This window comes from Marinobacter sp., assembly GCF_965229985.1.
Lineage (GTDB): Bacteria > Pseudomonadota > Gammaproteobacteria > Pseudomonadales > Oleiphilaceae > Marinobacter.
In genome coordinates this window covers 2825466-2838980 of the sequence record NZ_OZ245935.1, presented here as the reverse complement: position 1 = coordinate 2838980, position 13515 = coordinate 2825466, and the positions used below count along the sequence as shown (strand labels likewise).

10 protein-coding genes are annotated in these 13515 nt (G+C 61.0%); all 10 read left to right on the top strand.

Annotated features, from left to right (window positions below; genetic code table 11):
• Positions 1 to 134: 134 nt before the first annotated feature.
• The 10 genes from tssF to tssA all read left to right on the top strand — a co-directional run bounded on the left by tssF (position 135) and on the right by tssA (position 13508).
• Positions 135 to 1907, top strand: coding sequence for a type VI secretion system baseplate subunit TssF (gene tssF / locus ACO06L_RS12985; RefSeq protein ID WP_202346129.1), 1773 nt, complete (start codon positions 135 to 137; stop codon positions 1905 to 1907).
• On the top strand, positions 1871 to 2887 hold the full coding sequence (gene tssG / locus ACO06L_RS12980; RefSeq protein ID WP_064229632.1) for a type VI secretion system baseplate subunit TssG: 1017 nt from the start codon (positions 1871 to 1873) through the stop codon (positions 2885 to 2887). The genes tssF and tssG overlap by 37 nt, the downstream gene beginning before the upstream one ends.
• Before the next feature lie 20 nt (positions 2888 to 2907).
• Positions 2908 to 4224: a type VI secretion system-associated FHA domain protein TagH gene (gene tagH, locus ACO06L_RS12975; protein WP_202346128.1), complete on the top strand. Its 1317-nt coding sequence runs from the start codon at positions 2908 to 2910 to the stop codon at positions 4222 to 4224.
• Positions 4221 to 4754, top strand: coding sequence for a type VI secretion system lipoprotein TssJ (gene tssJ / locus ACO06L_RS12970; protein WP_064229634.1), 534 nt, complete (start codon positions 4221 to 4223; stop codon positions 4752 to 4754). The genes tagH and tssJ overlap by 4 nt, the downstream gene beginning before the upstream one ends.
• Positions 4754 to 6088 carry a type VI secretion system baseplate subunit TssK gene (tssK, locus tag ACO06L_RS12965; protein ID WP_064229635.1) on the top strand — a complete coding sequence of 445 codons (1335 nt, stop codon included), beginning with the start codon at positions 4754 to 4756 and terminating at the stop codon, positions 6086 to 6088. The genes tssJ and tssK overlap by 1 nt, the downstream gene beginning before the upstream one ends.
• A 3-nt stretch (positions 6089 to 6091) precedes the next feature.
• Entirely contained in the window at positions 6092 to 6919 is an 828-nt protein-coding gene (gene icmH, locus ACO06L_RS12960; protein ID WP_064229636.1) for a type IVB secretion system protein IcmH/DotU, read from the top strand.
• 10 nt (positions 6920 to 6929) lie between these two features.
• Entirely contained in the window at positions 6930 to 9563 is a 2634-nt protein-coding gene (gene tssH, locus ACO06L_RS12955; RefSeq protein WP_202346127.1) for a type VI secretion system ATPase TssH, read from the top strand.
• A gap of 258 nt (positions 9564 to 9821) precedes the next feature.
• A complete protein-coding gene (locus tag ACO06L_RS12950) occupies positions 9822 to 11393 on the top strand; it encodes a sigma-54-dependent Fis family transcriptional regulator (protein WP_202346553.1) in 1572 nt (523 codons plus the stop codon).
• Positions 11394 to 11434: 41 nt separating this feature from the next.
• Entirely contained in the window at positions 11435 to 12037 is a 603-nt protein-coding gene (gene vasI / locus ACO06L_RS12945) for a type VI secretion system-associated protein VasI (protein WP_320407619.1), read from the top strand.
• A gap of 34 nt (positions 12038 to 12071) precedes the next feature.
• Complete coding sequence (gene tssA / locus ACO06L_RS12940) at positions 12072 to 13508, top strand: type VI secretion system protein TssA (protein WP_202346125.1); 1437 nt, start codon at positions 12072 to 12074, stop codon at positions 13506 to 13508.
• Positions 13509 to 13515: the final 7 nt, after the last annotated feature.

Below are 13515 nucleotides of genomic sequence, written 5' to 3'. Positions count from 1 at the left end.
GCAAACACCAAGGATGGCGAGAGACGGTGGGGATGCTTTTCTGCAGGGAAAAAAATGTCTGAGCGCAGCGAGTTGTTTTTTCCCGGAAGAAAAGTGTACCGACCGTCTCATACTCCCAAGGATGCGGTAGTTGTATGAAGTTAAATCGGTTCTACAGGGACGAGTTGAGTTTTCTCAGGCTTCAGGGCCGGGAATTCGCGGATGCCCATCCGCAGTTGACACGGTTTCTGTCCGAGCAGAGCACCGATCCAGATGTTGAACGGCTGCTGGAAGGTTTTGCTTTCCTGACCGGAAAGCTCCGGGAAAAGGTCGAGGACGAGTTCCCGGAGATTACCCACTCGCTGCTGAACATGTTGTGGCCGAATTATCTGCGGCCGGTACCCAGTTGCACGATCATGCGCTTTGATCCGCAGTTGCATGCCATCAGTGAGCGCCAGAGGGTAGACCGCCACACCGAGATCAAGAGCCGGCCCCTGGGCGATGCCAATCGCCAGACCCAGTGCCGGTTCCGCACCTGCCGCGCGGTGGACGTATTTCCCGTGAGCGTTGCCGCGGCCCATGCCGAACACTCGCGCGAGGTATCGTCTGTCACCGTGGACCTTGCGCTGCATACCGATCAGCCCCTGTCGTCACTGGGTATGGAAAGCCTGCGCTTTTATCTGGGCGGCGAGAGTCATATCGCCGAAACCTTGTTTCTCTGGCTGAACCACTATCTCGAACGCATCGATCTGGTGGTGGGGGACGCTTTATACCGCCTGCCGGCCTCGCTGTTGCAGCCGGTGGGATTTGGCAACGATGAGGCTCTGCTACCGTACCCAAAGAACGCCTACCCCGGCTACCGCATTCTGCAGGAATACCTCAGCTTCCCTGAGGCCTTCCGTTTCGTGGACATCCACGGCCTGGCACGCCGGCTGCCTGCGCTGCAGGCGGACGAAATCAGCCTGCGTTTCCATTTCAGCCGTATCCTGCCGCCGGACGCCAAGGTGCGGGAAGACAATTTTCAGCTCTACTGCACACCGGCGGTGAACCTGTTTACCCATGAAGGCGAACCGGTGGATCTGAACGGCCGCCAGACCGAATACCGGATTTCGCCTTCCAGCCGCTCCCCGGACCACTACGAGGTGTTCAGCATCGAGCAGGTGGAAGGCTGGCTGGAGGGTCGGTCCGGGCGCGGTGAGCCCCGCATCTACACGGCCTTCGAGAGTTTCCAGCATGAGGTGGAACGGGACCGGGGACGTACCGCCCTGTACTACCGGGTCCGGGCCCGGGACAGCGTGCGCGGGGACGGTTTTGATCATTACATGTCATTTGTCCGGGGCGACGAATCCGAGTGCCTGAGCCGGCAAGAAGCGGTTTCCCTGACCCTGACCTGTACCAACCGCCAGTTGCCCAGCCAGCTGGCGGTTGGCGAAATCTGCATGGCGACCGAGAGCACGCCGGCGTTTGCCACCTTCAGCAACATTACCCGGCCCACCGCGACCCTGCGGCCAACCCTGGATGGCAGCCTGTTGTGGACGCTGATCTCGAATCTGTCACTCAATTACCTGTCCATGCTGGACGTGGATGCCCTGCGCACGGTGCTGCGGGTCTATGATTTCCGGGCTCTGGTGGACCGTCAGGCGGAGCGGGTATCCCAGAAGCGTCTGGCTGGTATTACCGGTATCGAGACGGCTCCGGTTGACCGGATGGTCAAGGGCCTGCCGGTGCGGGGAATTCGCTCGGTACTGAAACTGGACCAGCAGGCCTTTGCATCGGAGGGTGATCTTTACCTGTTTGGCACGGTTCTCAGCCAGTTCTTTGCTCTTTACGCCAGTATCAACGCATTTCACCAACTGGAAGTGGTGAACACCGATAATCAGGAACGGTACACATGGACGTTACAGCAAGGTCAGCAGCCGCTGATGTAGCCGAGCTGCAACCCGTTCTGGGCAATGCGCGGCGATACAGTTTTTTCCAGCTGGTGGATCTGATTCACCGGCACCACGGGGATGATCTGGAGCGGAACAGCGACGACCAGCCCCGTCAGGAACGGATCCGGTTTTCCGCCTCCGCGGGGCTGGGGTTTCCCGGCAGCGATGTGGTTTCGGCGCTGTCGCCGGAGCACGAGCATGCGCCGTATCAGATGGAAGTCAGCTTTCTGGGGTTGCACGGCTCCCAGTCGCCGTTGCCGGGCTATTACCTGGAGGATCTGGCCTGGGAAGCGGGGCAGAATCTGGGCATCCGGCGGCATTTTCTTGATTTTTTCAATCACCGCCTGGTCACGCTGTTCCACCGGGCGTGGCGCAAGTATCGCTATTACGTTCGGTTTCAACCCGGTGCCTCGGACGGCTTTTCAGAACTGATCTTTGCCCTGATAGGACTCGGCGACAGCCGGTTGCGGGAGGCAACACCGGTTAACTGGTCCAAGATGCTGGCCTATTCCGGCCTGATGGCCGGTCGCAGCCGGTCGCCGGAGGTGGTGAGCGGCATCGTCGCCCATTGCTTCGATCTGGACGATGTCAGTATTGAACAGTGGGTCCTGCGCAAGGTGGCCATCGCCGATGATCAACAGACCCGACTGGGCCAGGCCAACGCCTCTCTGGGCAGCGACACATTGGTGGGATCGGCCATTCGGGATCGCAGTGGCAAATTCGTGCTCCGGTTGCGGAATCTCAGCCGACAGCGCTTTGCGGATTTCCTGCCCAATGGCCAGGACCACCAGCGCCTGGTCAAACTCGTGGAGTTCGCTACACGGGAGCAACTGGCCTACGACCTGGAGCTTCAAATGCGTCCGAAAGACATCCGCCCCATGGAGCTGGGGGAAGATGTCCGGCTGGGCTGGAATTCCTTCGTGACCCCGGAAAAGGCTCGGCGCCGACCGGCGGTCCGGATTCAGATTCGCCGGTAAACCCGGCAGGGAAGGCATTCATGGATGAACAACAGGCTGCGGGCCTCAAGCTGACAGTTACCAATCCGACCGTTGCCGGCGGTGGGGCAACCATCGAGCACTGTTTCAGCGTTCGCGGTGGCTCTATCGGTACAGCAGCCAGTGATACCTGGCGGTTATCCTCCCAGCGAACGGGTGCGGTTCCCGGCCACGCGGAGATCCGTTTTCTGGACGGCGGCTTCTGCCTGATTGATCGCAGTGGCCGGACTTACATCAATAGCGCAAGTCAGCCTGTGGGTCGGGGCCGTCGGGCACGACTGAATCATGGTGATACCGTCAGTATTGGTCGCTACCAACTTCGTGCGGAGCTGGCCGAGGGTGTTGGCGAACCGTTGCTTGAGAGCGGTGAAGCAGAGCAGGCCGGGCAACTGATTGATGTCGATGAAGGGCCGCTGATGCGGGCCGAGGACTTAACCAGCCAGACCGGGAACCCGGAGCCACTGCAGAATCTTGCCCTGGTAGCCGGGGAGGCCGTCAGTGATGACCCATTGGCGCCCTGGAACGGGCAGCCGGACGAGCAGAAGTCGGATACTGATGCGCTGATGGCCAGCGAGACCTCCTGGCGCGCCGCTGAAAGGCATGTTTCGGATGAGTACCGTGAAAACCGCGACGTAGCAATGGGCCTACCCGTTCGCAAAGGAGAGAAAGACAGGATGCCTGAGATTGCAAAGAGCGCTGATCGCCGGGAGGCTTCAGATCAGAGCAGCAAACACATCAGTGGTGCCCCCCTGTTGCGGGGTATGGAAGCCGGGCTGGACTTTGCTGACAGCGATGAGATGCGTCTGTTCCTGGAGGAAGCGGGGCAGACTCTGAAGGCGACCGTGGAAGGGTTGTTGGCGCTGCACCAGGGAGAAGACAGCAGGCATCAGGCGCTGCGAACCCGCCTGCAACCCATTGAGGATAATCCACTGCGGTTGGGTGAGGGTTATGAAGATACGGTGCAGACCCTGTTCGCCAGCCATCGTAGCCCGGTTCACCTGTCGGCGCCGGCGGCGGTGCGGGAGAGTCTGCAGAGCCTGGATCACCACCAGCAGGCAACCCGTGAGGCCATCAGCGAGGCGCTGGAGGCCATCCTGCATGCCTTTTCGCCCGAGGCCTTGCTGCGTCGTTTCCATGGTTACCGTCGGGGACTGCGCCAGAACGAGGACGAGGGGCGCTGGGCCTGGGATATGTACCAGCATTATTACCGAGAGTTGAAATCCAGTCGTCAGCAGGGATTCGAGCGCCTGTTCCAGGAAGTGTTCGAACAGGCTTACGACCAGAACCTGCGCCAACTACAGAGGGAGAACCCGTTGTGAAGACCTGCAAATGGAGTTTGCTGGCCATCGTATTCGTGCTTGCCGGATGCAGCACCCCATATAACGCGGTCACCAAAACCGCAAAAGTGCTCTGGGACCCGGATATCCCGGTGGGGTACCCGGAGGATCTGCCCAGCCGGGTCGGTCTGACCATGGTGGCCGAACCGGATGTAAACCCGAACGAATCTCTGGCACCCACGCCCATTGCGTTTCAGATCATCGAGATGCGCGACAGCTCACTGTTGATGGCCGGGGATTTCGACCAGCTACTGAGTGACCTCGAGTCGTCACTGGGCCAGAACTATGTCGATCACAGCGATTACTCCCTGGTGCCGGGCCAGTTCAAGTTCATCGAACCCTTCGAGATTGGCCAGGACACCCGATTTATCGGCGTGATCGCCTTTTACGCCTATCCCAACCTGTCTCAGTGGAAGAAGGTGGTGAAGGTGGATCCAATCGGCGGCCGCTACAACCTGCTGGTGAACCTGCGGGAGCGGGAAGTTCAACTCAAGCATTCGGATGACACCTGATGGCGGTAACCAATCGAGTCGTCTGGAGTGATGGCCTGTTCATCAAGCCCCAACACTTCCAGCAACAGCAGCGATATCTGGAACACCAGATCAATGAACGGGCGCTCGCGATCTCCGATTATCTTTATGGCTTCAGCGACCTGGAACTGAACGCAGAGTACCTGAGTTTCGGCCGGGTTGGCCTGGTTCGGGCATCCGGCCTGTTCCCGGATGGCACCCGCTTCAGTCTGCCCCAGGAAGACGTGATGCCTGAACCGATGGAAATCACCGAAGCCTCAGTGGCCAATCAGGTCGTCTACCTGGCGCTGCCGCTGGGCAGTGAAAGCCTGGCGGAAGTGGAATGGCCGGACGCCCCCGTGGCCGGCCGGTTCCGTGCCGACTCCCGGGAAATCCGGGATCTGCATTCTATCGACGGCGATGCTCACACCATTGATGTGGGCCGCGTGGCGCCCCGCCTGATGCTGGAGCGGGAAGATCGCAGCGCCTATGCGGCCCTGGCTATCGGCCGGATTCTTGAAAAGCGCCCGGACGGAAGCCTGGTGATGGATCCGAACTTCCTCCCCACCATGCTGAGTGTGCGAGCCGCACCCAGGCTCCAGAGATTTGTCGGTGAAATGGCCGGACTGATGCGGGAGCGGGCACGCAATATCGCCGAGCGTGTCGGTGCACCGGGGCAGGGCGGTGTTGCCGACGTGGCGGATTTCATGTTGCTGCAGATGCTGAATCGGGCCCATCCCAGGTTCATGCACCTGGCCCGCCTGCGCCAGTTGCATCCTGAACGGCTGTTCGAAGCCCTGCTGGAACTGTGTGGCGAGCTGGTGACCTTCACCGATGAAGGGCGCCTGCCGAGGGAGTACCCGGCCTATGACCACGATCTGCCGGAGGATTGTTTTACCCCGCTCATGCAGGTTCTGCGGCAGTCCCTGAGCACGGTGCTGGAACCAAGAGCCCTGGCTATCCAGCTTCAGCAGCGCCAGTATGGCCTGACCGTGGCCCCGGTTCAGGATGCCCAGTTGGTCCGGGATGCGGAATTCATTCTTGCGGTCAAAGCCGACATGCCGCTGGACGATCTGCGCAAGCAGTTCACCCAGCAGTGCAAGGTGGCCTCGGTGGAGAAAATACGGGATCTCATCAGCCTGCAGCTGCCGGGAATTCCGCTCGCTGCGTTACCGGTTGCACCCCGGCAGTTGCCTTACCACGCCGGCTTCGTGTACTTCCGCCTGGACGACCAGAGCCAGGCCTGGCAAATGCTCGACAACGCCAGCGGCTTCGCATTCCACGTGGCCGGCAGTTTCCCGGGCATGGAAATGCAGTTCTGGGCAATCAGGAGCTAAATCATGGCAGATGCACAGGTAATGGACTTACCCAACGGCAGCAGGAATTCCGGCAGCAGTGCGTTCAGTGATCTGATTTTTGCCAACAGCCGGGCAGCCGCTGAGGGCAACAGGGAAGGCCAGGTCGACGAGCAGTTCCAGCTCAGGGGGTTGGAACATAACCGCCTGATTGACGCCGCCACACCCTTGCTTGGCCTGGTGATCAGGATACGCAGGCTGGCGGATTATCGCGCGGTGGAAACCCTCTACCAGCAGGTGGTGGATGAAATCGCTGCCATCGACCGGGAACTGGTGGAACAGGGTTACGACCGGCCGGTTGTTGTCGCTTATCGGTACGTTCTCTGCGCCTTCATCGACGAGGCCGTGCTGGGAACCGACTGGGGCGCCCATAGCGTCTGGTCTCAGCACTCCCTGCTGTCCCGCTTCCACAACGAGACCTGGGGTGGGGAAAAGGTTTTTGCCATTCTTGCCCGGATGGAACAGGAACCGGCCCGCTATCGCGACATGCTGTCGTTTATCTACCTGTGCCTCTCTCTGGGTTTCGAAGGGCGGTACAAGGTGATGGAAAACGGCCGGGATGAATACGACCAGATTGTCCGTGGCCTGCACGAGCAACTGAAAGCGTTGCAGGAGGAACAGGACCAGCCGCCTCTTGCGGATGCCCGGGCGAACGTGACGCCAACCCGGAACCGGTTGCGCAGCGGCATGCCCGTCTGGGGCATTGCAGGTCTGTTTGTGGCGGTCATGGCCGGCATCTACTCCCTGTATAACATGGCACTGAACGAGCGCATCACGGACGTATTGCGCGTACTCGACCAACTACCGAAATAAGGACATCAACGTGATTCGGGTAGAACTGCCGGCGCTGATCGGGCGCCTCAACGACATTTCACGCCAGGCGCTGGAAGCCTCCGCCGCCCTGTGCATCAGCCGCCAGGGCGCGGAAATCACTCCGGCCCATTTACTGTTCAAACTGCTGGAAACACCGTTTTCCGACGTGCGCCAGATTCTGGAGCACACCGGCATTGAGCATCAGCAACTGCAACCGCTGGTAGGCGACAGCCTGAACGGAGAGGCGCAAAGTGCTGAGCCCTACCCATCGTTCTCGCCGCTGTTGGTGGAACTGATGCAGGATGCCTGGCTGCTGGCTTCCACCGAACTGGGCCACACCGAACTGCGTTCCGGCGCGGTATTCCTGGCCCTGCTGATGAATGCTGACCGATACCTTATGCCCCGGGTGGCACAGTTACTGGCGGACATCAACCGTGAGCAGCTGCGCAAGCAATTTGATCGGTTCACCCAGGGCTCCGCGGAGCGGCTGGAACCGAGCGAGCACGAATTCGGGCAACCGGTGGCCAGCGCGGATCTGGACCCGCTCAAACGCTACGCCACCGACTTCACCGGACTGGCCCGGGAAGACAAACTGGACCCGGTGGTGTGCCGTGACGCCGAGATCGATCAGATGATCGACATCCTCTGCCGCCGCCGCAAGAACAACCCTATTGTGGTGGGCGATGCCGGTGTGGGCAAAAGCGCCGTGGTGGAGGGCCTGGCTCTACGCATCGTCAATGGCGACGTGCCTGACCGCCTGAAAAGCGTTGAGCTCTGGACCCTGGATATGGGCGCCCTCCAGGCCGGCGCCTCGGTGAAGGGCGAGTTCGAGAAACGCCTCAAAGGCGTGATCGAAGCGGTCAAAGGCTCCGCTACCCCCATCATCCTGTTCATTGACGAAGCCCACACCCTGATTGGCGCCGGCAACAGCGAAGGCGGCTCCGATGCCGCCAACCTGCTCAAACCGGCCCTTGCCCGGGGCGAACTGAGAACCATCGCCGCCACCACCTGGCGCGAGTACAAGAAATACTTTGAAAAAGACCCGGCCCTGAGCCGGCGTTTCCAGCCTGTGGCGCTGGATGAGCCCACACCCGGCGAAGCCGTCCACATCCTCCGTGGCCTGCGTACCGTCTATGAGAAAGCCCATCAGGTCCTGATCGCCGACAGCGCCCTGAAAGCCGCCGCCGACATGTCTGCCCGTTACCTTGCCGGCCGCCAGCTACCGGACAAAGCCATCGACGTCCTGGACACCGCCTGCGCCCGGGTCAGCCTGAATCTGAGCATGCCGCCCAGACGCCTGAGCCACGTCCGCAGCGAGCTGCATCAGCTGGCCATGGAACAGAACCTGCTGAGCCGGGAACACACCCTGGGGCAGAGCGTGGATGCCGAACGGGAACGGGAACTGGAAAAGCGCATTGCCGGGATCGCTGCCGAATCCGAAGCACTGGAACAACGCTGGAACGACCAGCGCGAGCTGGTGGCACGACTGGTGGAGATTCGTGAACAGTTGCTCACCGGCGAATCGCAGGCCGAAGCGGATACCTCTGAATTGACCGATGGGGGTACAGAAGAACGCCCGGACCTGAAAAGCGAAGCCGCCGCCATCGAGCAGGAACTGACTGAACTCCAGGCCGACGAGCCGCTGGTACACGCCCGCGTTGACGCCAGACAGGTGGCCGAAGTCATCGCCGACTGGACCGGCATTCCGGTCAATCGAATGACCACCGACGAACTGGAGAAAATTACTCACTTGCCGGCGTACCTGCAGGAGCACATCAAAGGCCAGGACACCGCCATCGACTGCCTGCACCAGCACCTGCTCACCGCCCGCGCCGACCTGCGCCGGCCCGGCCGCCCCATGGGCGCCTTCCTGCTGGTGGGTCCCAGCGGCGTTGGCAAAACCGAAACCGTGGTACAGCTGGCCGAACTGCTCTACGGCGGCCGCCAGTTCCTCACCACCATCAACATGTCCGAATACCAGGAAAAACACACCGTCTCACGCCTGATCGGTTCACCGCCGGGGTACGTTGGCTTCGGCGAAGGCGGCATCCTCACCGAAGCCATCCGACAGAAACCCTACTCCGTGGTCTTGCTCGACGAAGTCGAAAAAGCCCATCCGGAAGTCCTCAACCTGTTCTACCAGGCATTCGATAAAGGCGAACTGGCTGACGGCGAAGGCCGACTCATCGACTGCAAAAACGTTGTCTTCTTCCTCACCTCCAACCTCGGCTACCAGACCATCGTCAACCACGCCGAGTCCCCGGCCAGCCTGGACGAAGCCCTCTACCCGGAACTGGCCAGCTTCTTCAAACCGGCCTTGCTGGCAAGAATGGAAGTGGTGCCCTACCTGCCCCTGGGCGAGGAAACCCTCAACCGAATCGTTGGCGACAAACTCCAGCGCCTGGCGGACCAGATCAAGGCCCGTTATCACGCCGAAGTGGAACTGCAGGACGGCCTGATCGATGCCATCCGCAGCCGTGCGACAAGAAGCGAAAACGGCGCAAGGATGCTTGAGTCGATCATAGAGGGTGAGTTGTTGCCGCCGGTTTCATTGGCGTTGCTGGAGAAACTGGCTGCGAGGGAGCCGGTGAATAAGGTGACGCTGGGGGTCGATGAGCATCGATTCGTAGGAACTGTTGCCTAAGGCAACTGAAGCGTAGCGTAGCCTGCGGGGTGGCTTTCCAAAACCCTGCGGAGCCATGGGTGAAGAGCGAAAGCTCTTCACGTGTTGGCCAGGGATGGCCAAGACAGGACCCTCACTGCGACGCAGGAGCAGTAAGCAGTGAGGGGCGGAGCGGAGCGTACAAGGATGTATTCACAGCGTGTTTTGGAAAGCCACCCCGCAGACTGCGCGGTCGGCGAACTCCACAACAACCCAACAGGGAAAGGAAGAATGGGACGGATGCAGATGGAACTGCACACCGGCATCGACCTGGCGGTGGCCCTGATCAAGCAGGACAACCTGCCGGATCTGCTGAAAACCGCCACAAGACAGCTGGAAAACGCCTTCGGCCTGACCCGCTGCTGGGCACTCGAACTCGACCTCAGTGGCCGGACCCTGCACTGCAGCGACCTCGCCGAACACGGCGAATTCGACTGCGGCGACTTCAGCCACCCCTTTGCCCATGTGCTGCAAACCGGCAAAGCCCGGGAACTTACCCGTGCCGCCAGCTATCGCCTGGACCACGTCGGCTTCCAGGCCCTGTTTGAGGCCAGCGACCGGCCGCGTTCCCTGTGGCTCGAGCCCCTCACTGGTAATGATGGCCGAACCCTGGGGATGCTCGTCCTGTGTCGGGACGAACCCGAGTGGGACGGCATTATCGGCCAACCTCTGTATTGTGGCCTACGGCAACTGCTGGTTCATCAATGGATTACCCAGTTACAGAGCCGTGATCAGGTCTGGCAGCGCCGCCTGCTCAAGCGGTCACTGGATCATTTGCACGACGCCGAAACCGTTCGCACCCGGTGCGAACAACTGGCCCGAACCCTGGTTGGCAATTCCCAGGCCATGACCAGCCTCCGGGCCCAGATCGTCCGGGCCGCCGGCAGCCAACTGTCCGTTTTGGTGCAGGGTGAAACCGGCTGCGGCAAGGATGTGGTCGCCCGCGGTATCCATGAACTGTCCGACCGGGCCGACGGCCCGATGGTGGTGGTCAACTGCGCCGCCATTCCGGATACCCTTCTCGAAAGCGAACTTTTCGGGCATACCCGAGGCGCGTTCTCAGGCGCCGACCGGGACAAGCAGGGGCTTCTGGCACAGGCCAACGGCGGCACCCTGTTCCTGGATGAAATCGGCGACATGCCCTTGGCCCTGCAGTCGAAGCTGCTTCGGGTGTTGGAGAGCCGTCAGTTCCGCCCACTGGGCGCCCGCGAGGAACAGCATTCGGATTTTCGCCTAGTAGCGGCCACCCACCAGCCGCTGCAGGCAGGTATCGAAGACGGCAGCTTCCGGCGGGACCTGTTTTACCGCCTGAGCCAGTTTCCGCTGCGGGTGACGCCCTTGCGGGAGCGTCCCGAGGACCTCGAAGCCCTGAGCCGTCACTTTATCCGCCTGTATACCGAGCGTGAGGGTATCGGGCCCATGGGCATTTCCAGCCACGCTCTGCACCTGCTGGCCGGATACGACTTCCCGGGCAATGTCCGTGAGCTGCGCAACATCATTGAACTGGCTTGCCTGCAGACCCCGGGCGGGGATGATATCCAGCCGGAAGTTCTGAGGATTAATGACCTGTTTGAAGAGTCAGATGGCTGGACCAGCGCGCCCTGGGATGCCAGAGACAGAAATCCCGTTGATCTACCCGCTGTAGAAGAGATCCGGGATCTTAAGGCCGCGGCACAGGCCTTTGAAGCGGCGATTATTCGCGAGCGTCTGCGCCAGTACGCTGGCAACCGGGCCCAGGCGGCGGAAAGCCTCGGCCTGCCAAAGCGAACCCTGGCCCATAAGTGCCTCAAGTACCAGGTGACCGACTCATGATTCCCCGAAAAGTGCGATTAATACGTCACTTAGCGTCAGCTGTGGTGCAGGTTCTTCTGGTCGCCAATGCCTGCGCTGGCCAGCTTGAGGATGCCCGCCTCTGTACCAGTGAGCCCCAGCGACTTGAACGGCTGGCCTGCTTTGACGAAGTTTTTGGTACCCCCCTGGCGGCATCAGGCGAGGAACTTGCGGCCCCGGATGCTCGGCGATCCGAGCGATGGCGACAGGCCTACGCCACCCTTGATGCAGAAAATGCCGGTGCTGGCGTGCTTTACCGGAATACCGGGCGAGCAGCTGGCCAACTGGTGACGGTTCCGGCTCTGGGGGTTCAACCTCCCCGACCTCTGCTGGCCCTTCAGTGCCACAACAACATTACTGAACTCACGCTGATGCTGCCTGAGGCAATGGACGAGGAGCGGGTTCAACTGGGGTTTGGCCGGGGACAGACCGTCTGGCGGGTGCGGGACAACGGTTTCGTGCTCAGCGGCGGCCGGGGACTGCCAGCCATTCGTACCGTGAAAGCCATGATCGACGGCACAGAGGCCCGCATTGACTCGCCCAACAGTCGCATTGATGGCCTGCTGTTTGATCTTTCGGGATACCGCCGGGCAATCGAGCCGCTACGCGAGACCTGTGGCTGGTAAATGCCGGCTGAACACAGCGAATCAGGACAGCAACATGCAGATCATTGAGCAACATCCCTACGTTGAACAGGTTGTCTCACCATTGCCCGGCGATTCCGGTGTCGGCGAGGCACTTGGAGACGATGCAACGCTCGAATTTCTGGAAAACGAGGTCATGAAGGTGGGCTCTCTGGCCCATACCGATATCGATTGGAGCAAGGTTGAAAGCGATGCCCTGACGATTCTCTCGGACCGCAGCAAGGATCTGAAAGTACTCGGTTTTCTGCTGATCGCCCTGCAACGTGGCGGCGACGGTGAACGGTTCGCACTGTCTCTGTACCTGCTGCACCGGATCCTCGACGAATGGTGGGAGCAGGCCTGGCCGTATCCCGGGGACAAGGGCAAGCGGGCCCGCAAGATGATGTTCACCCAGATGCTCCAGCGTGCCGGCAAAGGCGTAGACGCCCTGGCGTTCGATGGCAGTGTTGGCGACGGTCGGGCGTTCTGCCTTGAAATTCTGGCCAGATTGATGGACCAGGCCGCTGGCCGGGAACTGCCGGAGGGGTCACTGCAGGATCTTAAACGGGCAATTGAAAAGCTGCCCAGGGTTAACGACGCCACGGCAGCCCCCGAAACCCGTCCGCAGGCAGGGCAGGTCAGCCAGGATTCGGGAACTGAAACGCCAGAGCAGAAACCCGCACCGGCAAAGCCCTCCCTGGGGGCTCTCACCCTCGACCCGGGTGATGAGCGAGCAACCCGGCAGAGTCTTCTGAAAGTCGCGGACATGCTCACCGAAACCGGGCCGGACCAGCCTCTGGGGTACCAGGTCCGCCGGTATGCTATCTGGCAGAACATCACCACGGTACCGCCGACACGGGATGGAAAGCGCACCGATCTTGCCGCCGTGAGTGCCGATCGTGTGGCTGACTATCGGGAAGCCCTGGAAAAATCCGCAGACCTGGCGTTGTGGCAGAAAATCGAGCAGAGCCTGTCGGTCAGTCCATTCTGGCTGGACGGCCATTGGCTAAGTGCCCGGGTCGCAACGGCCCTTGGCCACCACGCCTGCGCAGAGGCAATCCGTGTGTCTGCAAAGGAGTTTGTCGAGCGCCTTGCCCAGTTGCCGGAGCTCACCTTCAACGATGGCACGCCGTTCCTCTCCCGCGAGGCAGAAGAGTGGCTCTGGTCCGCGCCGGCGATCGGTGGTTCCGCCGGCAGCGCCAACGCCTGGGAGCAGGCTTATGACAAAGCTCGGGATCTGGTTTCACAAAAGGGACTGGCTGCCGGGATGCAACTTCTGGAGGACGGGCTGGCGGAAGCGAGAGAGCCAAGAGACCGCTTTTACTGGCGTCTTGCCAGCGCCCGATTGATGAAAGACGCAGGCCTGAAATCACTGGCCACGCAGCAGATTCAGGATCTGCAAACGCAGGTTCGCGGGCTGGCTCTCGAGGACTGGGAGCCCGCTCTGATCAGGCAGCTTGAAAAGCTGGGCTGATCCCCGG

Excerpts from the sequence above, each read along its gene's own strand:
- tagH (WP_202346128.1), top strand. The coding sequence starts at position 2,908 with ATGGATGAACAACAGGCTGCGGGCCTCAAGCTGACAGTTACCAATCCG.
- icmH (WP_064229636.1), top strand. The coding sequence starts at position 6,092 with ATGGCAGATGCACAGGTAATGGACTTACCCAACGGCAGCAGGAATTCC.
- tssA (WP_202346125.1), top strand. The coding sequence starts at position 12,072 with ATGCAGATCATTGAGCAACATCCCTACGTTGAACAGGTTGTCTCACCA.
- tssK (WP_064229635.1), top strand. The coding sequence starts at position 4,754 with ATGGCGGTAACCAATCGAGTCGTCTGGAGTGATGGCCTGTTCATCAAG.
- tssF (WP_202346129.1), top strand. The coding sequence starts at position 135 with ATGAAGTTAAATCGGTTCTACAGGGACGAGTTGAGTTTTCTCAGGCTT.
- tssG (WP_064229632.1), top strand. The coding sequence starts at position 1,871 with ATGGACGTTACAGCAAGGTCAGCAGCCGCTGATGTAGCCGAGCTGCAA.
- ACO06L_RS12950 (WP_202346553.1), top strand. The coding sequence starts at position 9,822 with ATGCAGATGGAACTGCACACCGGCATCGACCTGGCGGTGGCCCTGATC.